Below are 23,254 nucleotides of genomic sequence, written 5' to 3' on the forward strand. Positions count from 1 at the left end.
CACTGCTTTTGCTGCTTTTTTGTCTGCGCCGCATTTACCTTCGCCGCACTTGCCTTCTTTTTCTGCTTTTTTATCTCCGCCACATTTACCTTCACCGCATTTACCTTCTGCGGCATCTAGTTGATAGCCTGCTTGCATTTGCTGAAATTCAAATGGGTTTGCACTCGCATCAGTTGCTACAAAACTTGACGCACCTACTACAACCGCACCTAATGTTAATGCAATTGAATTTTTCTTAACTGTGTTCATTCGATGACTCTCTTTTTTATAAAGGGTTATTAAACAAGACCCGAGAACTAAAAATTACTTTCAAAATTTTTATAATTATTTTCTGAAAGTGCCAAGATTGCAAATTACGATTTATAAAACAATCCAGAAAAGCTAGAATACGCGTCCTAATTTTTGATGAGTTAACAGGTATCATGCGACTAGTTTTAGCACCGATGGAAGGCGTTGTGGATTTTAAAATGCGACAACTCTTAACTGATTTAGGTGGATTTGATTTATGCGTAACAGAGTTTGTTCGTGTCGTTGAAGACACACTGCCCGAACGCGTGTTTCATCGCTATTGTCCTGAGCTAAAAACAGGTGGCTATACCCGTGCAGGTACGCCAGTGCGTATTCAGTTGCTAGGTCAAGTTGCTCATGCTTTGGCAGCAAATGCCGTCAAAGCAATACGCTTAGGCTCCCATGGCATTGACTTAAATTTTGGTTGCCCAGCTAAAACAGTGAACAAAAGTAAAGGTGGTGCGGTACTGTTAAAAGACCCTGATCACATGTACGAAATTATTAAAGCCGTACGTGATGCTGTTGATCCTTGCCATGAAGTTAGTGCCAAAATTAGGCTTGGTTTTGATGATGATAGTAATAGCCAAGAAATTGTTGATGCTGTTGTTAGCGCGGGTGCTTCAAGTCTTGCTATTCATGCCAGAACTAAAAGAGATGGTTACAACCCTCCGGCATACTGGGAAAAAATCCCCCCGTTAATCAAAGATAAAAATATTTCGGTCGTTGCTAATGGCGAAATTTGGCAAGTTGAAGATGCCATGCTTTGTCAAAAGCGCAGTCATTGCCAAGATTTAATGCTTGGTCGTGGTGCATTAGCGATGCCTGATTTAGCAAAACAAATAAAATCTCATGCAGAAAACGAGCATTACACTCCGATGTTATGGGAGCATGTGATATACCACATTATTCATTCATCTATGCACCAAGACGAGAGCAAATGTGAAAAGTATTTTGCTTCTCGTACTAAGCAATGGCTCGGCTATTTAAAACGCCAATATCCTCAAGCTAACGCACTTTTTGATGAGATCCGCCGCCTAAAAGCCAAAGACGAAGTTGCAGATGTACTAAGAAAGTACGCGAAAGCGCCGAGTATTGATACAAATCATAATTAGCAAATCGATTTTGTTTGATAATACCAGTATTGCCCACTTGGAAGAAAAGCGATGAACAATACTGAAATTCAAACAAAGTTATCTGCGGAACTTGCGCAGGTTCGACAACGTTTACTGGATATGCTGGCTAATTCTGATCAAGCCTATCATCAGCAACTGCTATCGCAACTCAAGGATCATCCCCCTTCAGACTGGTTAGAGCTGACAGCAAATAATCTCGGTTCTGAGTATCAAATATTGATTGCTCGAATAGAAAAGTTAGAAGCAGCACTATGCCAAATCGATATTGGGCAGTATGGCTATTGCTGTGATTGTGAAGAAAAAATTGATGACGAACGTTTACTTGCAGATCCTGCAAGCCAACGCTGTCGGCGATGCGCTCCATAGAGCGCAGCGCTGTACTAATTTATAAAAATAAAGCTCATCGCAGGATAAAGCACGATATCCTCAATTAACCAATCAGCTTGTTGCTGATTTACCCCTAGACGCTTCATCAAACTAACACGTGCTTGCTGTTCACTCCATGTGTGATAATGAATTCCTAAGTCGGTTTCCATCATAACTTGCCAGAAGTATTGCTCATCTTGTGTTAATTTACGCTTACTTTTGAGCGGGTCGAGATAATCAAGCTGCCAATCAAGACCTGTGTGCTGATGACTTTCTACAAAATAGTTCATTACTAATGGTTTAGCGTGAGAGTCTGATACAAGTAATACAAAATCTGCATTCTGCGATTGCTTTAACGAAGCCTGGATTTCACTTAACCAAGTTAAAGGCGGCTTAGTCTCACCACTAAAGTAATTAAGTTTACTTTGATACCAATCTTTACCATTTGCCAAACCGACTAAACCAAGTTTTGTACGCGGTTTATATTGAGTTAAATATTGATTAAGTTTGTTTAGTGCTGCTTGTACACTGTCATCGCTATTATCAAGGTGCGATTTGACCATATTATGTAAAAGCGTTAATTCGATTTTATTTAATTTCAGATTGCTTTGCTCAGCTGCAATTAACTGCGTTTCAACTAACTCTAGCCAGTTAGCTAATTCATTTACTGAATAGTCATCTACTAAACGAGCTTGGCTAATAACATCACGTTGTACAGGCCACACAAAGTAACGTTCGGGATAACGCTCAGCAATGATTAAATAGTTCAATTGCGCCTGTTGTGACACATCTAACGTCGTCGTTTTTAGTCCTTGATAAGCCTGGTGACGTGCTTGCAAATAACTTTCTGAGAAAGGCCAGCTAGCAGCTTCACTTTGCTGTTCTTGAGTCGATAATAAATTATTAATAGTTTGCAGCGCTTGCTGCCCTTCACTAAATGTTTTGAAACCTGATGTTTGCTCAGAGCAAGCTATCAGCATCACACTTGCGACAACTAATAATACGATCTGTCTTAGCATTTTAAAATTCCATAAAAAAAGCCCCAGAGGGGCTTTTTAATTTAAAACAACATCAATTAGATTTTTACACCGTTACGAGCGGCTTTATCTTTGATGAAGGTCGACCAGCTCTTCGCAAACTTGCGAGTGCGCGGATCGTCCATTGCTTTAGTGATAGCGTTATAAGCTTGCTTATACTTCTCTTGGTAGTAATAAGCTTCAGCTAAATCAGAGTAAATAGTTCCTTTTTTGTCAGAACCTAACTCTATTGCCTTGTTCAAACGAACAACGGCTGCACTATAATTTTGCGATTGTAAAAGTAATGAACCCGCTTTGCGGTAAAGCTCAGCATCATCATCAAATTTAGCCGCTTCTTCATAGTATTTAGCTGCTTTTTCAATATCTTTAGAACGGTGGTAGTTAGATGCCACTGCACTGATATTTTGCTTGTTACGCTTAACTTTTTCTTCGTTGATTGCCTTTTCAAGCACAACTGCTGCTTTGTAAGGGATATCATTTAACGAATAAAAGTTAGAAAGTACTTTGTATTCAACTTCGTTTTCAAAATAGCCATTTTTATAGGCAACTTCCATGGTCGCTAGACCTTTCTTGAAGTCTTCGGTTTGAAGGTAGTATTTACCTAAACCAACCCAGGCTTTTTTGTCTTCAGGCCAAACACGAACAATTTCTTCAGCAACACCTACCATATTTTTGTACTGTTTAAGTTCAAAATAGGCAGCTAGCTTTAATTGGTAAGCAGCCTTTGCAGGTTCTTTTGCCAATTCAATTGCTTTGTTTGCAGCAGGAAGTACGTCTTTGAAAAGTTTTAACTCGTAGTTTGCTTGCGCAATACGTGTATAAACCTTGTCGTCTTCCTCACCTGTGAAGTCCATCCAAGCTGCATAAGCTTCTTTCGCTTTTGCATATTGCTCAGTACCCGCGTACATATCACCTAGAAGTTTTAAGCCTTGCTCTTGGTCAGCAAAATTTAAAACGTCAGGCTGAACTGCCGCTGCGATATGCTTGATAGCCAATTGATACTGCTCTTTTTGAGCGTACATTTGACCTAAGTAACGATCGACTGTTGCCTTATCAAATTCATCCGAAGGATCGATTTCTTTAAGTAACGCAATCGCTTCATCAAGCTTCTCTTCATTGTACAAATCAAACGCTTTAATAACTTTTTTACCAACGCGCTCGCCCATTACTTTAGTTTTTGCTTTTTTACGCGCTTCAATCTTCGCGTAATCTGGCGCTGCTAAAGCAGGTGCAGTGAAAGCTACACCTGATAGAGACATAAGAAGCGCAAGTGCAGTTACTTTAGATAAATTTCTCATTACTCGCCTCCTTAGTTACCTTGGTTAAGTTTAAAGTCTAGTTGTACTTGAAGACCAAATTGCTTCTGTGGTTTGCCGTCAATGATTTTCGGACGGTACTTCCACTTACGTAGCGCACGTTTAGCTTCGCGGTCGAAGATACGTTTAGGATCGGCGTCGATCACTTCAACATCTTCTACACCACCCACTTCATTGATAGTGAATGAAAGTTGTACCCAACCTTCTTTACCATCACGCGCTGCTTGCGTAGGGTATTTTGGTTCAATACGAACGATAGGTGTCGCGTCACCATCACGTCCAAATGCACCTGGACCACTTAGGCCACCAGCTGTGCTACCCACATCGATGCTTGGCATATTAAATGACAAACCACCAGTGTTAGGGTTGCTGTTTTCCGGCTGAGGCGGCTGCGGTTTAGGCGGCTGCTTTGGCGGTGGCGGAGGCGGAGGCGGAACACGCTTCCTCTCCTGCACCTTAGATTCAGGCGGATTCGTCATAATTTCGACTACGATCTGTTCTTTTTGTTCAGTCGCACGGTCAGCTCCACCGGAGATGAGGTACGCCATGAAGTAGAACAAGCCGAAAGTAACTGCCCCACCTGCAATCAGTGAAAACAGAAAACGAATCATTACTGATCTCCAGCTATTGAAATTTTAAGGTTATCACCCGTCGCTTTGATCTGGTCCATAACTTTAACTACTACGCCGTGTTTTGCTTCTTTATCAGCTTGCAAAATTACAACTTCAGTAGGTTGTTCTGCTAATAAACTTTCAAGTTTAGCTGATACACGCTCAACGTCTACTTGTTGTTTATCAATCCAGATCGCACCGTCAGCGCGGATAGCAACAAAAATGTTTGCATTTTTTTGCTTCGTAGCTGCAGCTGCTTTAGGTTTATTGACTTCGATACCAGCCTCTTTAACGAACGATGTAGTTACGATAAAGAAAATAAGCATGATAAATACGATGTCAAGCATTGGCGTCATGTCAACCGCTGCTTCTTCTTCTTCACGAAAACGTTGTTTACGTGCCATATTTAATTCTCTCTCTAGTGATGAGGCATGCTATCTACAAGTTTAGCTTTCGCCATTCTCGCTCTCGCTTCAAGACGTGAGCTAAAGAATACTCCAGATAGTGCCGCAACCATTCCAGCCATTGTTGGGATTGTTGCCATTGAAATACCTGATGCCATTAAACGTGCGTTACCAGTACCTTGAGTAGCCATGGTTTCGAAAACCGCGATCATACCCGTTACAGTACCTAATAAGCCGATTAAAGGACAAACAGCTACTAATGTCTTAATCAACAACATACGCTGATCTAATTTTTCAGACGCTTCAGAAATCCATGCTTCACGGATTCTGTGTGCGTACCAAGACGTAGTGTCTTGGCGGGCATCCCACTGAGCTACAATGTTCTTCGTCATACGAGGAAACTCAGCTAGTAGGAACCAATAGCGCTCAATCATTAAAACCCACATAAGAAAGAGTGCTATCGCGACCACGTATAATACCTGGCCGCCTGTGCCAACAAAATCCCTGATAGATTCCCAGATCTCCATCAGGACTAGCATTAGGCTTTCTCCTTCTCCGCGTGAGCAGCGATGATACCAGCGCTTTGCTCATCAAGGACATGTAGAACCGACTTACTACGACCCGCAACAATTGAGTGAAGTAGGATAAGTGGTAGAGCTGCAATTAGACCTAACGCTGTAGTTACAAGTGCTAGAGAGATATTACCAGCCATGATCTTCGGATCACCTGTACCGAACAATGTGATTGTTTGGAACGTAAGGATCATACCGATTACCGTACCTAGTAGACCTAGTAATGGAGCGATTGCTGCCAAGATCTTGATGATGTTGATACCAGCTTCGATGCGAGGCGTTTCACGTAGGATTGCTTCGTCAAGTTTAAGCTCAAGGTTTTCAACGTCTTGATTCTTGTTGTCAGCGTAAACCTTAAGAATACGACCCAGTGGGTTGTTTGTATTCGGAGTAGAAAGGTTCTTAAGCTGGCTCTTAATCTTAGTGCTAGTAAGCGCAAGATCAATGAAACGAACGATGAAGATAAGTAGACCAACAACTAATAATAGTGTGATGATGTAACCTACTTCAGCACCTTGCTCGTAGTATTCCATTAGTGATTTCTTCTGCGTGTTGATACGTAAGATCGCGCCACGAGTCGGGTCGATGTATACGCCAGCGTAGTTATCTGCAGAAGTACCTTCTAAATCGCTGATACCCGCTAGGATGTAGCTATCAGGTTGCTTACCTAGAGGTTGAATCGCTTTAGTTTCTGGAGAGTAGATTAAATAACCGTCGTCAGTTACTAAGTTGAAGTTACCGATACGCGTTACTTTCTTCACAGAAGATGAACCGTCAAGACCTGCAACTTCAGTTTCGAAAGTTGAAACTTTAGCAGACTCAGTCATTTCAGTTTGAAGAGAAATCCAAAGCTCTTCTAGTTCACGAACAGTTGGAAGTTCTTTCGCAGCAGCTAGTGAGCGAAGTACTTCAGCACGTCCTGGTTTTTCAGCAGAAACAAGTGATGCTTCGATTGAACCGATTGCATCAGCAGCTGCACGACGTACAACACCGAACATCTCACCTAAAGTACCTTGAGCATTTAAAAGAGCTTGCTCTTTTTCTGCTAAAGTATTTTCGTTTTGAGCATATTCTTTAGCTAAACGGTCACCACGTGCTTTTTCAGCAGCTAGGTCGCTTTTAGCTTTGTTAAGTAACGCTTGCTTGTCAGCACGAGCTGAAAGGAACTCTTGTTCACGTTGCTTATTTAATTTGCCTTCAGAGATACGTTCTTGCTTAACTTGCTCAAGAATTTTGTCTAAAGCATCAGTGTTTGCGTGTGCATTAAGCGCGGTACCTGCAGAAACAGATAGTACTGCTGCAACAGCAAAACCTTTAAATAGTTTCTTCATTATTGATTACTCCGCGCCAAAAATTGGTAGTTTAACAAGTTCTAATGTCGCTTGTTTACGCGCCATACGGATAACTTCTTTAACAGGTTTTAGGTATTCTTCACCTAATTCTTTCCACTGTTTAGTGTTGTTATCCCACACCCACGCGTGCTTAAGGTCAAAAGACTGAGCTACGTAAGTGATACGACCTAAACGACCGAAGTCAACGTTGATGCTCTTACCATCGATCTCAAGAGTACCTTGAGAAGCAGTTACAGCTGAGCTGTATGCAGTTTCAACAGTGTAAGCTTCAAGAACTTGGCGGAATTTTTCAGATGTAGTAACTGAAGCTGACGCCATGATGTCACGAAGTCTTTCAACACGTGCTAGACGGTTTTCAAGATTGAACGGAACGTCCGCTTTGATGAATTGCTCAAGCGTATCGATCATGCGATACATCAAAGGCACAACGTTTTGTTTCGTGTTATCGATAGTTGCGATTTGACGGTCAAACGATTCGATTGAAGCGTTTTGGTCAGCGACCAAACGTGCTACGTGATCGTTGTAAACCTTCATTAGCTCAGTTTCGTCAACAACGCTACGGTACTCAGCGATTAGCTCTTGAGTTTGACCATATACATTGTCAATTTTAGTTTGAGACTTAACAGCAGCCTTTTGAATTTGTTGACCTGCATCTTGCACATCTTTCAAAGGATCTGCAATCACATTGCTGCTTGCAAATGCAAAAGCGCCAACCAACGCTGATGCTACAAGACTCTTTCTGATTTTAACAGACATAGTTCCCAACCAATTAAGTAATGTTACTTTTATAATTTAATTACCCTCCGAAGAGGACAACCCTGATATCTTTTAATAGATATCAACCCTCCAATAATGCTAAATGCATCTGAGTCTGTCAACTTGATGTTCGGCTTTCATCGGAAAAATTTGGTGACTCGTCGTTGATATGAAAATAACCAAAACAACGAATTAACAAAAATATAACAGCCACACATCTGTAAGGCTTCTATAGCCCTTTAGTAACAATCATCACATTCATATTCCGTTCAAACTTAAACATAAATGTAACATTTATTGAAATCAAAAAGCGGTAAAGAAAAATGAAAAAAAAATTCAGTTTTTTCATCTAAAAAATCTAATTAGAAGAATTTTTATGCATTTACAGGCAGGGAATGTTTAATAAGCAAGCAAACTGCTTACTAAACATTAAACGGGATTTAATCTTGACTTATAACTGCCGCCATTAGAACACGGCGCGGTCTTTTACTAGCTTAGCTAATGAGATAACTGAATCAACCTCAAGCTTTTCAAATATTTTTGTTTTGTAAGTACTGACGGTCTTGTTACTGATGAAAAGTTTTTCACCAATGTCTTTATTCGATAGCCCTTGCAATAGGTAATTCATTACGGCGAGTTCACGCTCAGTGAGTAACTCGTCAATGTCTTTTTCAGAAGCAATTAAATGCTCTTGCGGAAAAAAGGTGTAACCACGCAAGATCATTTCAACTGCAGAAGAAATATCTTCAAGGCTTTCAGCTTTGTTAACGAAGCCTTGCGCTCCCAACTTTGCTGCAGTGCGTATAATATGCTTATCTTGCTTAGCTGATAAGAATAACACTTTGCCAGTAAACCCTGCACTAACAGCCCGCTTGTATAAGCTAAAACCATCTGAGTCTTCTAACTCAATATCTAATATAGCTAACGCTACATTATTAGCTTTTAAAAATTGTAGTGCTTCTTTTTGACTTCCAACAGCTTGAACTTCGTTAACTAAGGTCGATTTGGATAAAACCATTTTAATTGCTGTTGCCACCATCGGGTGATCGTCTACCAAAAGTATATTATTTCCTATGCTCATCAATTAGCAAACCTTCATTATATCTATCAAACGAGTATTTTATTGCTCATTTAAATTACCGCTGTCTTATATATCACTAAGTTTAGCGGGAAATTCAGATGTTGGTAAAAAAATCTACAATCTCTGAAAATGAGTACTAAATTTTCTCGTTAGATCAAATTCTTCACTTACACAACGATCAATGTCATGTTTAATTAACTAAGTCTAAGAGCATATAGTACTTTAGATATCGAGAGTAGCTTTAAAGGAATAGTTGAGAAAGTTCTAGAAGAATTACCTATTAAAAAAGGCTAACACAATACTTTAGGTTTAAATAGGTTTAGGTACAACTGTATGATATTTTGGGAGTAAATGAATTTTGGTGAAACAGAAACTGTTTCACCAAAATGCTTAGGTTCACATAATAAATTATGCTACTTCTACGTTCTCAGCTTCAGGGCCTTTTTGACCTTGTTTGATGCCGAAAGATACTTGCTGGCCTTCGCTTAGAGTGCGGAAGCCTGTACCTGTGATAGCGCTGAAGTGTACGAATACATCAGGGCCATTTTCTTGTTCAATGAAACCGAAACCTTTAGCTTCGTTGAAGAACTTAACTTTACCAGTAACCGTGTTTGACATACCAAATTTTCCTGTAAGTCAATTATTAAAATTCAGCCATAATGGCTCTATCCTCCCTGAGTGAATGCCCAATAAACTTGGGGTAAAGTACAGGAAGAACCAATAACCAAACCGGTAACCGTACAGCCGCACATTATCCGTAAATTCAATACGCAAAAACTCAAAGCAATTTAAGACTAACACATTAAATAGCTTTTAGCTCTATTAATCGAAAATAATTTTAAGGTCAACCGCTCAAACAAAAATATATGACAGTACTATTTATAAACAATTAATTATAAATGAAAAAAGCCCATCAAATAGATGAGCTTTTTATTCTCGATTTAGACCTTGCTAAAACTTACTTAACTTGCCAGTCCATTTGTGCTTCTGCTTTGATTGGCACCACTTCTGAATCGCCTAGTTTATAGCTAGCTGGTACTGTCCAGCTCTCTTTTACTAGTGTAATGGTATCTTGGTTTCGAGGCATACCGTAAAAGTCAGGACCGAAGTGACTCGCGAAACCTTCAAGCTTGTCTAAAGCACCCGCTTCTTCAAACGCTTCAGCATAAAGCTCAATAGCTGCATGTGCAGTATATGCACCAGCACAACCACAGGCCGCTTCTTTTTTGTCTTTGTAATGTGGTGCAGAGTCAGTACCTAAGAAGAACTTTTTGCTGCCGCTTGTTGCAGCACCAATTAACGCTTGTTGGTGAATGTTACGCTTTAGAATAGGTAAGCAGTAATAATGCGGGCGAATACCACCTGCTAGCATATGATTACGGTTATAAAGAAGGTGATGAGCAGTAATGGTTGCAGCAACATTCTCTGGTGCATTATTAACAAACTCTACCGCATCTTTTGTCGTGATGTGCTCAAGCACAATTTTAAGACTCGGAAAGTCATTTACTACATCCGCTAAAATTGTATCTAAGAAGACCTTCTCACGGTCAAAAATATCAATTGATGAATCGGTTACTTCACCATGTACTAACAGTAACATCCCTACTTCTTGCATTGCCTCAAGTACAGGGTAAATATTCTTAACTGATGTCACACCAGAATCTGAGTTGGTCGTCGCGCCAGCTGGGTACAGTTTAGCAGCAACAATTTTACCTGTTGCCTTAGCTTTTTTAATTTCTTCTGGCGTAGTTTTATCTGTTAGGTAAAGCACCATTAATGGTTCGAAGTTACCTTGTGGGCCCGCAGCTTTAATTCGCTCATAGTAAGATAATGCAGTGTCTGTACAAGTTGCCGGTGGAACAAGGTTAGGCATGATGATTGCTCGCCCCATGTAACGGCTTGCATCACGAACGGTATCAACGAGTTGCTCACCATCACGTAAATGAATGTGCCAATCATCTGGGCGTGTAATTGTTAGAGTTTGCATCGAATTTAAATCTGACATTGCTTGTTTCCACGGCTAAAGTTAGGGGGATAGCATAAACATTGAGCAAATAACCTCGCTTATTTACCCAAGTTCATTTTCAGGTGCCTAGTTTACACCAGTATACGTTTTTTTTGAAAATAACTTTGTGGATAGTTTGATAGTAGGTTAACGTAATAAATTAATACAACATTTTGGTTACCTTTTATTCTATGCCTAAGAGTTTAGACACGGCTTTTGCACTTGAAGTCAAAACAGACCAATTACATATTATTAATCAGTTCTCATCTTCTCTAATGCAGTTAGATACAGTTGAAGAGTTACTCGAATATGTTACATCAGAGGTAGTGAGCCGCCTGGGCTTTATAGAGTGTGTCATTTACCTAGCAGACGATAAAACACGTACCCTAAAAGAAATGGCGTCTATTGGCACGGCAAGTAGCCATGATACTTACCATATCGACCGAACAGAAATTAGCTTTGATCAAGGTATTACGGGTTATGTCGCAAGAACTGGTAAACCGTTAATGATTGGCGATGTCAGTCAAGACCCGCGTTATATTGCCGATTCTCGCCCTGCTCTTTCTGAGCTTTGCGTACCATTAGTTTACAAAGAAAAAGTACTGGGTGTCATTGACTGTGAGCACCCGCAAAAACATTACTACAATGATACGCATTTAGAGATTTTATCAACTGTCGCCCACTTACTCAGTGCCAAGATAAATCAAGTTCGCACCGTAGAAGACTTACAGCAAACTGTGATGCAGTTAAACGATGCACAAAAGCTAGAACGCTCGATGCTGCAAATCGCTAACTTAACCTATCAATCAAGCGAGCTAGATAGCTTCTTTGAATCTTTACACGGCATTATTACCTCTTTACTGAGGGCTGATAACTTCTTTATTGGCCTGTATGACAAGCAACTCGATGTGCTTGATTTAGTTTATATTATCGAAGAAGGCGTGCGTTCTAACGCCCATAAGAAAATATCGAAAGAACAACTAAAAGACACCGCATCTTATTATTTATTAAACATCGACCAATCTTTACTTTTTACGAAAGAAGAATTTCAACAACACATTGATGCGGGTCATTTTAAAATGGTTGGTCGTCAGGCCGAGTCTTGGCTAGGGGTGCCATTTAAAGTAAATGAGCGTATTAGTGGTGTTATCGCCGTACAAAGTTACAGTAAAAGCTATCACTATGACGAACATGACCGTGCCTTACTCACGTATGTGAGCCGCCAAATTAGCATGGCGATAGACCGCCAATTATCAAGACAAGAGCTTGAGCACCGAGCTCTTCACGACGAATTAACCGGCCTTGCTAACCGCTCGTTATTAATAGAGCGTATTAAACATGCGATCCTTCGTTTGGCAAGAGCAGATAAGCGCCACCAACATGCCCTGCTCTATCTAGACTTTGACCGTTTTAAAAGTATCAATGATTCATTAGGTCATGAGGTTGGTGACCACTTTTTGGTAAAAATCTGTGAGTTAATCTTAGGTACCATCCGCAATACCGATACCTTTGCCCGCTTAGGGGGCGATGAGTTTGCCATTTTTATGGAGAACATCACCGATAAACAACAAATTAAAGATGCCCTTGAACGAATTCAACAGGTTCTCGCTGAGCCTCTTGATATTGATGGCCACTTACTTCAGGCATCCACAAGTATTGGTGTTGCGTTTTGTGAAAGTAGTCGCGATCAAGCTTATAAGCTACTACAGCATGCTGATGCTGCAATGTACGAGGCGAAGTCATCAGGCCGCGGTAAAGTTAAGTTTTTTAACAATACCATGCGTAAAAAGCTTAAAAACCATGCGGATATAGAAAATGATTTACAGCATGGTATTGAACATGACGACTTTGAACTTTACTACCAGCCAATTTTTGCTATTCAAGATGCACAGGTTGTCGGCTTTGAGGCGCTTGTGCGCTGGCATCACCCAAGTAAAGGCTTTGTTTCGCCAAATGATTTTATACCCGTTGCAGAAGACACAGGCCAAATTATTAACTTAGATTTACACTTGCTTGAACTCGCGGCAAAGCAAATCGCACTGTGGGCAAGTAAAGGTAAAGCGTTTGGCCGAATTACCGTGAATGTGTCATCACGTCATTTTGCAAGTCTCGACTTCGTCGCGCAAATCCATGCTTTGTACTCTAAATACAAACTCCCTTTAGGCTCGCTGTGCTTAGAAATCACTGAATCTGGGCTAATTGGTAATTTAGAGCTAGCAACAAAAATCATTAAGGGCCTTGAGCCTCTTGAAGTTAAACTGTGCTTAGATGATTTTGGTACTGGCTACTCAGCGCTTGGTTATTTACACCAATTACCTATCCATATTTTAAAAATCGATAAAAGCTTTATCGATCATTTAAATAAAGCACACAACCCCTTGGTGGATGCCATATTATCGTTAGCACAGTCGTTAAAACTCGATGTTGTTGCGGAAGGGATTGAAACAGAAAAACAATTGGCAATCTTAAAACAAACGCAATGTAAGTTTGGTCAAGGCTTCTTAAAAGCGAAACCAATGCCAGCCAGCGAAGCAGAAAAAGTCATCACTCACGGATTGGTATAAGCTAGTATAAAAAAGCCTTGCAAATGCAAGGCTTTATTTATTTCAACTTGGCAAGAAGTTACAGCTCTCCGGGGGCGAAATTATCAACGGCTATCGCTTGTTTACGTAGCTCATTGGCTTGATTCATACGCTCTGCAACGGTTTCGTTTATCAAGTTTTTCTCTGCCGCTGCGGCAATTGCACCCTCAAGTTCAAGGTTTTTGGCAATAGTGCCTTCTTTTTGCCATTTACGAAGCTGCTTAAAGTCTTCATGGGTGTCAATCATGGCTAAAAAGGCATTTTCCATGACACCCGTGCCTGCATTTTCATCAACATAACAAAGATGGGTTAATCTGTCTCTAAAGACCCCTGGTTTGCTCATGTGCTCACACATTGTTTGTGCTAACTCATCGCTTGGACGGTGGTAATGATTACCCAGAGGGAACACAATACGTTTTAGTAAAAAATTAACCACTGGGTTAGAGAAGTTTTTAAAGAAGCCATCGAATGCTTGACCAATGCAGAATAACGAATGCTCAACGGCATATTGCACAAATGGTAGGTCAGCTTGCTGGCGTCCTTCATCTTCGTAGCGTTTCAATACACATGAAGCAAGGTATAAATGGCTAAGCACATCACCTAGACGCGCCGAAATCATCTCTTTGCGCTTTAACTCACCACCTAATACTAGCATCGCAACGTCAGTACAAAATGCTAAACCACGACTCATGCGACTTAACTGTTTATAGTAACCAGTGGTTGCGCCACAGACAGGGGCTTTAGCGAAGTAACTTCGCGTTAAACCGTGAACAAATGCCATACCTGCATTACTGCCTGCAAATAAAATATGTTGCAGTAGTAATGAGTCAAACTCTTTTAAAGCAACATCTTGGTCTTCCATTGCTGCTGTTTCCATTTCTTTTAAAACAAACGGATGACAACGGGTAGCGCCTTGACCAAATATCATCAAGTTACGAGTCAGAATATTTGCACCTTCAACGGTAATCGATACCGGGATCCCCATATAGCCATGGGCTAAATAGTTATTCGGCCCGACTTGAATACCTTTACCTGAATGAATGTCCATCGCGTCGTTCATAACTGTACGGCCCATTTCAGTCATATGGTACTTAGCTATAGCGGTAACCACAGATGGACTTAGTTTTAAATCAATCGCCCCTGCGGTCATTAGCCTCGCTGATTCTAAGGTGTAAGTTAAACCACCAATGCGAGCGAGTGCTTCTTGAACACCTTCAAATTGGCCAATCGACACACCAAATTGTTGGCGAACGGTTGCATAGGCTGATGTCATTCTTGAAGCCAAGTGACCTGTTGCCGTACTAAGTGCCGGTAACGAAATACCGCGGCCCGCACTTAAACATTCAACTAACATGCGCCAACCTCTACCTGCGCCCTTTTCGCCACCGATGATCCAATCAAGCGGAATAAACACATCTTTACCGTACGTTGTGCCATTCATAAATGCCATGTTTAACGGGTAATGACGCTCACCTGTTTGCACACCTTCGTGATCTGTCGGAATAAGTGCACACGTGATACCAAGCTCTTTTTTATCACCCAATAAACCTTCAGGATCGTACATTTTAAATGCAAGACCCAGTACTGTGGCGATTGGCGCAAGGGTGATATAACGTTTTGACCAGTTAAGTTTTAAGCCAATCACTTCTTCACCGTTATGCATGCCCTTACAAACCACCCCAGTATCAGGAATACTGCCTGCATCAGACCCAGCCTCAGGGCCCGTTAATGCAAAACAAGGCACATCATCGCCCTTAGCTAGGCTTGGCAACCAACGCTCTTGTTGCTCTTTGGTACCGTAATGAAGAAGCAATTCGCCAGGACCTAAGCTATTGGGGACCATAACGGTGACCGCAGCGGTTAAGCTCTTAGTGGCAATTTTCGATACAATGGTTGAATTAGCAATGGCTGAAAACTCTCGGCCACCAAATTCTTCAGGAATGATTAGTGCAAAAAATCCTTCTTTTTTTAGGTAGTCCCACACTTCTTTTGGTAGGTCTTTATCTTTTTGCACGATTTGATAATCATCAAGCATGGCTAGCAAAGTTTCGACTTGCTCACCCATAAATGCGCGCTCTTTTTCGCTGAGTTCAGGTTTAGGAAAACGATGCAGCTTTTGCCAATCAGGGTTACCACTGAATAACTCACCGTCCCACCAAACATCACCCGCTTCCATAGCTTCACGTTCTGTTTGCGATAACGGCGGCAAAACTTTTTTAAATAGTCTAAACGTAGGTCGTGTGACAAGATTGATGCGAATGTCTTTCACAGCAAAAATTACAATCACAGCAACTAGTAACAGAATGATTACGGTCGTCATTGTGCAATCCTTTTATTTTATTTAACTGGTTCAAGTATGACTGATCGTGCCATAAATACAACGTAAGCAGCGCTTACTTAGCTTGTTTTCAACTAGGCAGTTTGTTGTTTACTAAGACACTGCTATTATGCATGGGCAATAAATAACAATAAACTTCTAGGGAACGTTATGAAAAAGACTCCATTTAAGCTCAGCATCAGCGCGCTTATGGTCGCCAGTGCACTAGCACTTACAGGCTGTAATGATGACACTGCGAGCACTAAAACAACGACTGCTGAAGTCAAAACAAGCCAAGTAACCGCACAAGATGCCGCTAAATTTATCGCCGATACTGAAAAAGAATTAAGCGCGCTTTATTTAGAAGCAAGCCGTGCTGAGTGGATTTATGCCAACTTCATCACCCATGATACTGCTGAACTATCTGCTGAAGTAAATCGCAAAATGACAGAAGCTGTGGTTCGTCTTGCTAATGAAGCCGCAAAGTTCGATAGTTTAGAGCTTGATTACGATGCACGTCGTAAACTCGATAAACTTAAACTCGCACTTACCTTACCTGCTCCACAAGATGCTGAAAAAACAGCTAAGCTCTCACAATTAGTGGCTGAGCTAGGGGGTATTTATGGTAAAGGTAAATACTGTAAAGAAGATGGTAGCTGTTTAAGCCTTGGCGAGATGACTGCTAAAATGGCAACGAGCCGTGATTACAATGAATTGCTTGATTTATGGCAAGGCTGGCGACAAGTTTCAAAACCTATGCGCCCACTTTATGAGCAACAAGTTGCACTCACCAATGAAGGTGCAAAAGAGCTAGGTTATGCAGATACAGGTGCTATGTGGCGTAGTAAATACGACATGCCAGCCGATGATTTTGCAAAAGAACTCGACCGTATTTGGGGCCAAGTTAAACCGCTTTATGATTCATTACATTGTCATGTTCGTGCCAAGCTAGGTGAAAAATATGGCGAAGATAAAGTACCACAAGACCAGCCTATCCCTGCACACCTACTAGGTAATATGTGGGCACAAACGTGGGGTAACATTTACGATGTTGTTGCACCAGAAAATGCCGATCCTGGTTATGACGTAACAGAACTATTAGCTGAGCACGATTACGACGAACTTAAAATGGTACGTGGCGCTGAGAAGTTCTTCACCTCAATGGGTTTTGCGCCATTGCCAGATACCTTCTATGAGCGCTCGCTGTTCACTAAACCGCAAGACCGTGACGTACAATGTCATGCATCTGCATGGAATATTGATAGCAAAGATGATCTACGTATTAAAATGTGTATTCAACGCACAGGTGAAGAATTCTCTGTTATTCACCATGAACTAGGGCATAACTTCTACCAACGCGCCTACAACACACAGCCTATTTATTATCAAGAAAGTGCGAACGATGGTTTCCACGAAGCGATTGGTGACACCATTGCACTTTCTGTAACGCCGGGTTATTTAAAAGAAATTGGTTTATTAGACGACGTGCCTGATGAATCTAAAGATATCGGCCTGTTAATGAAAATGGCATTAGACAAAGTAGCATTTATCCCATTTGGTTTATTAGTAGACCAATGGCGCTGGAAAGTTTTCTCAGGTGAAGTAACGCCAGAGAACTACAACAAAGCGTGGTGGGAATTACGTGAAAAATACCAAGGTGTACAAGCGCCTATCGCACGTAGCGAAGCAGACTTCGATCCAGGTGCTAAGTATCACGTACCAGGCAACACGCCTTACACACGTTATTTCTTAGCGCACATTTTACAATTCGACTTCCACAGAAGTTTATGTGAAATTGCCGGTAACGAAGAAGCGATTCACCGTTGTTCTGTATACAACTCTGCTGAGGCTGGTGAAAAACTAAATGCTATGTTAGAAATGGGCTCAAGCCGCCCATGGCAAGAAGCACTTGCGACAATCACTGGTAAAGAAGAAATGGATGCAACAGCAATCTTAGATTACTTTGCACCGTTACAAAAATACCTTGATGAGCAAAATGAAGGCCGCCAGTGCGGTTGGTAATGATAAAAACGAAAAAGCCCGCATAATGCGGGCTTTTTTATATCATCAAATTAATGATTAAAACTGTAAGCTTAGGTTTGCAAAGTATGCATCGTAGTCTGAGTCATCCCAGTTGTTTGCATAACCAGCTTTTAAGCCAACGTTTTTATTAAAGAAGTGCTGAGCACCAAAGCTGTAGTCATCTTCTTTATTAAACGTTACAAATACTGATGTTGCTTTAGAGAAGTAGTAGTTAGAACCTAGTTCCCAAGAGCTACCACTATCATCAGTATCAGCAATTGTACCTTCAATCGTTAGGTAATTACCTTGTTGAAGATCCATAAAGTATTTAGCGCTAACCGCACGATAATCAAACTCGTCGTCTGCAGTGAACGTGAAACCTAAGTAATCAGTGCTGTTAATTTGATGATTGTACTTAAGGTCGAACATTACATAGTTATCACCATCTTCAACGTCAGTGAAAGTCGCTTTTAGAAGAAGGTTAGGGTTAAAGAAGTAACCCGCAGACACATTGAATAAATCAGTGTCTGAACCGTAATCGTAATTGCTGTAACCCGCACCGATTACAAAATCTTGTACGAAGTACTCACCGCCGATGTTAGTCACATCACCAAAGTCATCATCTGCGTACGAACCAAACACGTTAGTTGTTCTGTTGATGTATTCAAACTGGTCGTATGGACCCATCGTTTTCTTTGGTGCGAAGTAATAAGTTGAATCAACACTTACAGTGTCGTTGCCATCGGTGTCCTTGTATCCTAAATGGCTAATTGATTGGTAACTATCCGCAGCAGTCGCGGCAGTTGACAGAAGCATACTCGAAATAATAACTGCTAACTTTTTCATAAACAGATTTCCCTATTAACATTGTTTCATTGCTGTTGAAAACTAGCCTGATGGCTAAGTTGGGCACATGCTAACGTCAGAAAACTGAATGGAAACTTAACTAAGCGTTTGTTTTTACTTGATTAATTGTAATAAAGTGTCGGTAAATGTAAAGAAAAAGTTGGCCAAAACTTTCATCTTTTAGCCAACTTTTAATAAAAAAACAAGATTTGTCAGTACTTTATAAAGCAAATTGACTTATAATTCTATAAACCTCATTAATGTTATCTCCTGCTTTAAAGTCTTTACTGATTGGCGTTGGATCTGAACCAACCCAAATTTTCAGTTCAGCATCTAGGTCAAAATGCCCGGCACTTTCTTTACTAAACTTAGTAATTTTTGAGTAAGCAATACTCAGCATTTCAACTTTAGAACCGGTAACACCTTGTTTATCTATGATAATTAATCTTTTATTAGTAAAGATGAACATATCACGAATAACTTTATAGGCTTTTTGAACTGTTTCACCATTAATCAATGTATTAGCAAGCAGCTCTTCTAAGTCGTCGTTATCGACTTCACTTGCATTACCCATTAATCCACTTAATAGACCCATAACTAGCTCTCCTTATGAAAAATTTGATTTTCGAGTGTGTGACCATTTACCAGTTGACGATACTGCCAACCTTGCTGATAACAAAATTGTAGAAGATTGATGTCAAAAGGCTCTGCGGTTTTCTCAAACTCGATCACATATTCTTTTGCTTGGCTCATATAAACATGATGTACATCGGCAAGGCCAGCAAGCTTTGCTTCTACATCATCATAGTGTTGATTTAACTGCAGCGTAATAAAGTGTTTATTATCTTGCGTGCTAGAACGGGCTTGATGCTCACTTAACACCCCTTTATCGAGGTGTAAAACTTGTGAGCATAAACGCTCAAGCTCAGTTAAGTCATGGGAGCTTAAAATAAATGTTGCTTCGTTACTTAAAGAACTTACCAGCTCCCTTACCTCACGAGCATGAATTGGATCAAGGCCTGCAGTTGCTTCATCAAGCATCACTATTTCAGGTGAGCCAATTAATGCCTGTGCAATCGTCACTCGCTTACGCATACCATGAGAAAGATCATCTGGTCGCTGCTTAGCCACTTCTGACAAACCAACGAGCTCTAAAACACGAGCCGTTTCTTTTTTACGAACCGCACCACTGAGCCCTTGTAATTGGCCATAAAAGTTAAGTTGATGCGCAATACTAAAACGAGGATCAAGCTGGGCATCTTGCGGTAACGCGGTTAGCTTACCAAATAACGCCGCACTACCTGGGGTATACCCCATTACCGATAGCTTTCCTGAGCTAGGTAAAATATAGCCACATAACAAACTGAATAACGTTGTTTTACCTGCACCATTAGGACCAACTAGCGCTACCGGCGCCCCTTTGTTTATCTCAAAGCTAACGTTATCGAGCGCTCGCTTAGCCCCGTAGTTTTTTGACAAGCCTTGTGCTTGAATTAAAACGGTCATAATGAGCTCCTTGCAAAAATTCGTTCACCAGCAACCAGTAGCACTGCCGTTTGTAAAAGTGGTAAACCAAGAGCCAGTGTCACACCTGCACGTTGACCTGCCATTAAATCAAGTTGATAGCCCGGAAATATGTAATTTAAAACCTCAAATGCAGGCCATTGCCATGTTAGTAAGCCAATCACAATATTACCGCCAGCAAAAAACAAAATAGCCAAAACAAACGCAAGACGCGATGAACGGGCAAATGTATTTAAAAAGCTCATCAAGGCAATAAATGGCATAACTGCAACAAGCAAATAATATAACAACATAAAGCTTCGCGATAAGCCAGAAAGCAGTATACTTGGCTCACGATAGCCAAGCATTGCAACCGTTGCCATCAAGGTAACAAACAACAATGCAGCTAAAATGAGTAGCTGCCCCAAAAAGCGGCCAATAATAATTTCTGAACGAGTCGCTCTTAGCGATAAAAAGCGTAACGTACCTCGCTGTCTGTCGCCCACTGTTTGGTCACTACATAAAAACAAACAAAAGCTTGGGAAACTAAATAAGGCAACCAGCCAATAAACGGCAAGTTCAGATTCAGGCCAATCAAGTAATTTACTGATGCCAATGGCGCCAAATGCTTGCCTTGCAAAGTCGGCAAAATCAGGTGAGCTAATCAAGGTCACAGATTGGGCAATGGGATAGCGTAAAATAAGTAGCCAACAAATGGCAAAAGCGGCAACCGCCAACAAACCACGTTTGGTCAGAAATAGTCGTACCAGCTCAAATTGGGCAATTTGTGCAAGGCGTTTAGGATGTAACTGCGTCACTCATAATCCTTAATGAATTTTATTATTAGAATTACACTAAGTTGAAACAGCTTGAATTACCAGAAAAAAAAGACCCGACAAGCGGGTCTTATGTAACAAAGTATAAACTTTTAACCTAGAGGTGGCTTTCGTACACTGCAAGCGCTTGGTCAAGATCGGCTAGTAAATCAGCCACATCTTCAAGACCAATGTGTAGCCTTATTACCGGGCCTTGTGACCAACCTGTTTCAGAGCGAAGCCCTTTCATGCTCAGGTTTGCCGTGACCAAGCTCTCATAGCCGCCCCAAGAAAAGCCCATTTTAAAATGGTGCAGGCTATCTAAGAACGCATCAATTGCTTGTTGATTACCCTGCTTCATTACAAATGAAAATAAGCCGTTACTGCCATCAAAATCTCGTTTAAAGAACTCATGACCCGGGCACGTTGCAAAAGCGGGATGGCGAATATGATCAACCAATGGGTGTGTTTCAAGCCATTTAGCCACTTCGATGGCGGCTTGTTCATGCTGTTTTAAACGCACAGCCATAGTACGCAGACCACGTAGCGCTAAATAAGCATCATCCGCAGAGGTGCATTGCCCTAGTAGGTATGAATTTTCTCGAAGGGTTGGCCAATACTTTTTATTAGCGACCGCCACACCCATCATCACATCAGAGTGACCAACAATGTATTTTGTCGCTGCTTGAATACTAATATCTACGCCATGCTCAAGCGGTCTAAAATGCAGACCATTACCCCAGGTGTTATCTAGCATAGTCATTACACCGCGCTCATTAGCCTTAGCAACCATGGCTGGCACATCTTGTACTTCCATAGTGATTGAGCCTGGTGATTCTAAAAACAATACGCGAGTGTTATCTTTGATAAGCTCATTAATTCCTGCGCCAATTCCCGGTGGGTAATAGGTTGTTTCAATACCTAATCCAGCCAGTATTTTGTCGCAAAAATCACGGGTTGGCTCGTAAGCGGTATCCACCATTAAAATATGATCGCCTGTTTTTACAAACGATAGCAGCGCATTGCTTATTGCAGCCGCACCTGATGGATAGAGCGCACAGCCTTCGCCGCCTTCAAGTTCAGCAATCGCTTCTTGCAGAGCAAAATGTGTCGTCGTACCGCGACGGCCATAAAATAACGTTTTGTCGCCTCGTTTCTTCGCCGCTGCTTTTAAATCAGCCACTGAATCGAATACCACTGTTGATGCACGTTGCACCACAGGGTTCACAACCCCTTGTGTATATGCTTTTTTACGCCCTGCAGAGACGATTTGGGTATGTTTATTTGTCTTTGTCATAATTTGTCCAAGCTGTGCTTTACAGGTTGCGCCAGTGCTCAACCAAAAATCGAGAAATAGAATCTTGTCTGGTTAGTTTAAGATGGCTACCCTGCTCATGCCATTGGCCAAATTCATTAAGTTCAGCACGGCTAAACCATCTTGCATCGTCTAACTCGTCTTTATCTACCTGAATATCTTCTGAAACCGCTGTGGCCATAAAGCCAAACATGATTGATGATGGAAATGGCCAAGGCTGTGAAGCGATATATTGAATATCTGTCACCGCAACACCGGCTTCTTCCATGACTTCGCGGGCAACGGCCTGCTCTAGTGTTTCACCTGGGTCAACAAAACCAGCAAGAGTTGAAAAAACACCGTCAGGCCAGCTTGCTTGACGGCCTAGTAAGCAGCGCTCAACTCCATCTGAAAAGGTTTTAGTCACGATCATAATCACCGCAGGATCAGTTCGCGGAAAAGTTTGATGCTGGCAAGTTTGGTTCTCACATAAACGTGAATGCCCTGCTTCAACCATGTTATTTTCATGACCACAACGACCACAAAAACGGTGCGTTGCGTGCCAAAAACACAAGCCCCTTGCCAGTGCGGCAATCGAGCCTTGTTTTAGCTCAACTTGTGGGCCTAACTTGCGAATATCAACAAATTCAGCGCCATTAAGCATAGGCTCAATGAGTGAGTCTGGAACATGGCTGACATCTAAAGCAAAATGCGCCACATCATCGTCGTCTAAACCCAATAAAATGCCTTTTGATAAATCGAGATGATCCACTTGAGATAAGCGTAAATAACACACTTCAGGACTGTCTTTAACAAATAAACTTTGATTGTTATTGACCAATAACCAGCGACTCTGAGAATTCATTTGAGCCTTTAACCACTTTGGATCTTTACGGCGATTTGATGCACGATCCAATGGCATTTGAGAGTAATTCAGCATGGCGTTCCTTGAAA

At 41.2% G+C, this 23,254-nt stretch carries 22 protein-coding genes; 4 read left to right on the forward strand and 18 right to left on the reverse strand.

The window, feature by feature from the left end; translation table 11 throughout:
- On the reverse strand, positions 1-249 hold a 249-nt coding region (locus CWC02_RS15865; RefSeq protein ID WP_502705408.1), incomplete at its 3' end, for an HvfA family oxazolone/thioamide-modified RiPP metallophore.
- Between the two features lie 173 nt (positions 250-422).
- Here CWC02_RS15865 and CWC02_RS15870 point away from each other — a divergent pair.
- Positions 423-1,400 carry a tRNA-dihydrouridine synthase gene (locus tag CWC02_RS15870; protein WP_138601652.1) on the forward strand — a complete coding sequence of 326 codons (978 nt, stop codon included), beginning with the start codon at positions 423-425 and terminating at the stop codon, positions 1,398-1,400.
- 51 nt (positions 1,401-1,451) lie between these two features.
- The gene (locus CWC02_RS15875; RefSeq protein WP_054551553.1) at positions 1,452-1,787 is read left to right on the forward strand and encodes a TraR/DksA family transcriptional regulator; all 336 of its coding nucleotides are present in this window, start codon (positions 1,452-1,454) and stop codon (positions 1,785-1,787) included.
- A 14-nt stretch (positions 1,788-1,801) separates the two neighbouring features.
- Here CWC02_RS15875 and CWC02_RS15880 read toward each other — a convergent pair whose 3' ends face one another.
- The 10 genes from CWC02_RS15880 to pyrC all read right to left on the reverse strand — a co-directional run bounded on the left by CWC02_RS15880 (position 1,802) and on the right by pyrC (position 10,921).
- Positions 1,802-2,806 (reverse strand): hypothetical protein, encoded by a 1,005-nt coding sequence (locus CWC02_RS15880; RefSeq protein ID WP_138619282.1) that lies wholly within the window; start codon positions 2,804-2,806, stop codon positions 1,802-1,804.
- A gap of 56 nt (positions 2,807-2,862) precedes the next feature.
- On the reverse strand, positions 2,863-4,122 hold the full coding sequence (locus CWC02_RS15885; protein ID WP_054551555.1) for a tetratricopeptide repeat protein: 1,260 nt from the start codon (positions 4,120-4,122) through the stop codon (positions 2,863-2,865).
- A gap of 11 nt (positions 4,123-4,133) precedes the next feature.
- Entirely contained in the window at positions 4,134-4,751 is a 618-nt protein-coding gene (locus CWC02_RS15890) for an energy transducer TonB (RefSeq protein ID WP_054551556.1), read from the reverse strand.
- The gene (locus CWC02_RS15895; RefSeq protein ID WP_054551557.1) at positions 4,751-5,155 is read right to left on the reverse strand and encodes an ExbD/TolR family protein; all 405 of its coding nucleotides are present in this window, start codon (positions 5,153-5,155) and stop codon (positions 4,751-4,753) included. The genes CWC02_RS15890 and CWC02_RS15895 overlap by 1 nt, the downstream gene beginning before the upstream one ends.
- A gap of 14 nt (positions 5,156-5,169) precedes the next feature.
- Positions 5,170-5,694, reverse strand: a complete 525-nt coding sequence (locus tag CWC02_RS15900; RefSeq protein WP_054551558.1) for a MotA/TolQ/ExbB proton channel family protein — start codon at positions 5,692-5,694, stop codon at positions 5,170-5,172.
- Positions 5,694-7,058: a MotA/TolQ/ExbB proton channel family protein gene (locus tag CWC02_RS15905; protein WP_054551559.1), complete on the reverse strand. Its 1,365-nt coding sequence runs from the start codon at positions 7,056-7,058 to the stop codon at positions 5,694-5,696. The genes CWC02_RS15900 and CWC02_RS15905 overlap by 1 nt, the downstream gene beginning before the upstream one ends.
- Before the next feature lie 6 nt (positions 7,059-7,064).
- Positions 7,065-7,835 (reverse strand): DUF3450 domain-containing protein, encoded by a 771-nt coding sequence (locus tag CWC02_RS15910; protein WP_054551560.1) that lies wholly within the window; start codon positions 7,833-7,835, stop codon positions 7,065-7,067.
- 466 nt (positions 7,836-8,301) lie between these two features.
- Complete coding sequence (locus CWC02_RS15915) at positions 8,302-8,916, reverse strand: response regulator transcription factor (protein WP_082389172.1); 615 nt, start codon at positions 8,914-8,916, stop codon at positions 8,302-8,304.
- Between the two features lie 408 nt (positions 8,917-9,324).
- Positions 9,325-9,534, reverse strand: coding sequence for a cold-shock protein (locus CWC02_RS15920; RefSeq protein WP_036967526.1), 210 nt, complete (start codon positions 9,532-9,534; stop codon positions 9,325-9,327).
- Positions 9,535-9,874: 340 nt separating this feature from the next.
- Positions 9,875-10,921 carry a dihydroorotase gene (pyrC, locus tag CWC02_RS15925; RefSeq protein WP_054551562.1) on the reverse strand — a complete coding sequence of 349 codons (1,047 nt, stop codon included), beginning with the start codon at positions 10,919-10,921 and terminating at the stop codon, positions 9,875-9,877.
- A gap of 191 nt (positions 10,922-11,112) precedes the next feature.
- Between pyrC and CWC02_RS15930 the strand changes: the two genes are divergently transcribed.
- On the forward strand, positions 11,113-13,485 hold the full coding sequence (locus CWC02_RS15930) for an EAL domain-containing protein (protein ID WP_138619284.1): 2,373 nt from the start codon (positions 11,113-11,115) through the stop codon (positions 13,483-13,485).
- Positions 13,486-13,543: 58 nt separating this feature from the next.
- Here the strand turns inward: CWC02_RS15930 and CWC02_RS15935 are convergent, their stop codons facing one another.
- The gene (locus tag CWC02_RS15935; RefSeq protein ID WP_138619287.1) at positions 13,544-15,823 is read right to left on the reverse strand and encodes an acyl-CoA dehydrogenase; all 2,280 of its coding nucleotides are present in this window, start codon (positions 15,821-15,823) and stop codon (positions 13,544-13,546) included.
- Positions 15,824-15,991: 168 nt separating this feature from the next.
- Here CWC02_RS15935 and CWC02_RS15940 point away from each other — a divergent pair, with 168 nt between their 5' ends.
- Positions 15,992-17,842 carry a M2 family metallopeptidase gene (locus CWC02_RS15940; RefSeq protein WP_054551565.1) on the forward strand — a complete coding sequence of 617 codons (1,851 nt, stop codon included), beginning with the start codon at positions 15,992-15,994 and terminating at the stop codon, positions 17,840-17,842.
- Between the two features lie 57 nt (positions 17,843-17,899).
- On the opposite strand, the gene CWC02_RS15945 is transcribed toward CWC02_RS15940, so the two are convergent.
- The 6 genes from CWC02_RS15945 to nudC all read right to left on the reverse strand — a co-directional run bounded on the left by CWC02_RS15945 (position 17,900) and on the right by nudC (position 23,240).
- Entirely contained in the window at positions 17,900-18,688 is a 789-nt protein-coding gene (locus CWC02_RS15945) for a putative porin (protein ID WP_054551566.1), read from the reverse strand.
- Positions 18,689-18,908: 220 nt separating this feature from the next.
- Positions 18,909-19,283 carry a PH domain-containing protein gene (locus CWC02_RS15950; RefSeq protein ID WP_138619289.1) on the reverse strand — a complete coding sequence of 125 codons (375 nt, stop codon included), beginning with the start codon at positions 19,281-19,283 and terminating at the stop codon, positions 18,909-18,911.
- Between the two features lie 2 nt (positions 19,284-19,285).
- Positions 19,286-20,194 carry an ABC transporter ATP-binding protein gene (locus tag CWC02_RS15955; protein ID WP_138619291.1) on the reverse strand — a complete coding sequence of 303 codons (909 nt, stop codon included), beginning with the start codon at positions 20,192-20,194 and terminating at the stop codon, positions 19,286-19,288.
- A complete protein-coding gene (locus CWC02_RS15960) occupies positions 20,191-21,009 on the reverse strand; it encodes an ABC transporter permease (RefSeq protein ID WP_138619293.1) in 819 nt (272 codons plus the stop codon). The genes CWC02_RS15955 and CWC02_RS15960 overlap by 4 nt, the downstream gene beginning before the upstream one ends.
- A gap of 115 nt (positions 21,010-21,124) precedes the next feature.
- Complete coding sequence (locus CWC02_RS15965; protein WP_138619295.1) at positions 21,125-22,303, reverse strand: cystathionine beta-lyase; 1,179 nt, start codon at positions 22,301-22,303, stop codon at positions 21,125-21,127.
- 19 nt (positions 22,304-22,322) lie between these two features.
- Positions 22,323-23,240 carry an NAD(+) diphosphatase gene (gene nudC / locus CWC02_RS15970; RefSeq protein WP_138601666.1) on the reverse strand — a complete coding sequence of 306 codons (918 nt, stop codon included), beginning with the start codon at positions 23,238-23,240 and terminating at the stop codon, positions 22,323-22,325.
- Positions 23,241-23,254 lie beyond the last annotated feature (14 nt).

The sequence above is a fragment of the Pseudoalteromonas sp. S2721 genome (assembly GCF_005887425.1).
Lineage (GTDB): Bacteria > Pseudomonadota > Gammaproteobacteria > Enterobacterales > Alteromonadaceae > Pseudoalteromonas > Pseudoalteromonas simplex.

Coding starts and splice junctions, on each gene's coding strand:
- CWC02_RS15870 (WP_138601652.1), top strand. CDS start 423: ATGCGACTAGTTTTAGCACCGATGGAAGGCGTTGTGGATTTTAAAATG.
- CWC02_RS15875 (WP_054551553.1), top strand. CDS start 1,452: ATGAACAATACTGAAATTCAAACAAAGTTATCTGCGGAACTTGCGCAG.
- CWC02_RS15880 (WP_138619282.1), bottom strand. CDS start 2,806: ATGCTAAGACAGATCGTATTATTAGTTGTCGCAAGTGTGATGCTGATA.
- CWC02_RS15885 (WP_054551555.1), bottom strand. CDS start 4,122: ATGAGAAATTTATCTAAAGTAACTGCACTTGCGCTTCTTATGTCTCTA.
- CWC02_RS15890 (WP_054551556.1), bottom strand. CDS start 4,751: ATGATTCGTTTTCTGTTTTCACTGATTGCAGGTGGGGCAGTTACTTTC.
- CWC02_RS15895 (WP_054551557.1), bottom strand. CDS start 5,155: ATGGCACGTAAACAACGTTTTCGTGAAGAAGAAGAAGCAGCGGTTGAC.
- CWC02_RS15900 (WP_054551558.1), bottom strand. CDS start 5,694: ATGCTAGTCCTGATGGAGATCTGGGAATCTATCAGGGATTTTGTTGGC.
- CWC02_RS15905 (WP_054551559.1), bottom strand. CDS start 7,058: ATGAAGAAACTATTTAAAGGTTTTGCTGTTGCAGCAGTACTATCTGTT.
- CWC02_RS15910 (WP_054551560.1), bottom strand. CDS start 7,835: ATGTCTGTTAAAATCAGAAAGAGTCTTGTAGCATCAGCGTTGGTTGGC.
- CWC02_RS15915 (WP_082389172.1), bottom strand. CDS start 8,916: ATGAGCATAGGAAATAATATACTTTTGGTAGACGATCACCCGATGGTG.
- CWC02_RS15920 (WP_036967526.1), bottom strand. CDS start 9,534: ATGTCAAACACGGTTACTGGTAAAGTTAAGTTCTTCAACGAAGCTAAA.
- pyrC (WP_054551562.1), bottom strand. CDS start 10,921: ATGTCAGATTTAAATTCGATGCAAACTCTAACAATTACACGCCCAGAT.
- CWC02_RS15930 (WP_138619284.1), top strand. CDS start 11,113: ATGCCTAAGAGTTTAGACACGGCTTTTGCACTTGAAGTCAAAACAGAC.
- CWC02_RS15935 (WP_138619287.1), bottom strand. CDS start 15,823: ATGACGACCGTAATCATTCTGTTACTAGTTGCTGTGATTGTAATTTTT.
- CWC02_RS15940 (WP_054551565.1), top strand. CDS start 15,992: ATGAAAAAGACTCCATTTAAGCTCAGCATCAGCGCGCTTATGGTCGCC.
- CWC02_RS15945 (WP_054551566.1), bottom strand. CDS start 18,688: ATGAAAAAGTTAGCAGTTATTATTTCGAGTATGCTTCTGTCAACTGCC.
- CWC02_RS15950 (WP_138619289.1), bottom strand. CDS start 19,283: ATGGGTCTATTAAGTGGATTAATGGGTAATGCAAGTGAAGTCGATAAC.
- CWC02_RS15955 (WP_138619291.1), bottom strand. CDS start 20,194: ATGACCGTTTTAATTCAAGCACAAGGCTTGTCAAAAAACTACGGGGCT.
- CWC02_RS15965 (WP_138619295.1), bottom strand. CDS start 22,303: ATGACAAAGACAAATAAACATACCCAAATCGTCTCTGCAGGGCGTAAA.
- nudC (WP_138601666.1), bottom strand. CDS start 23,240: ATGCTGAATTACTCTCAAATGCCATTGGATCGTGCATCAAATCGCCGT.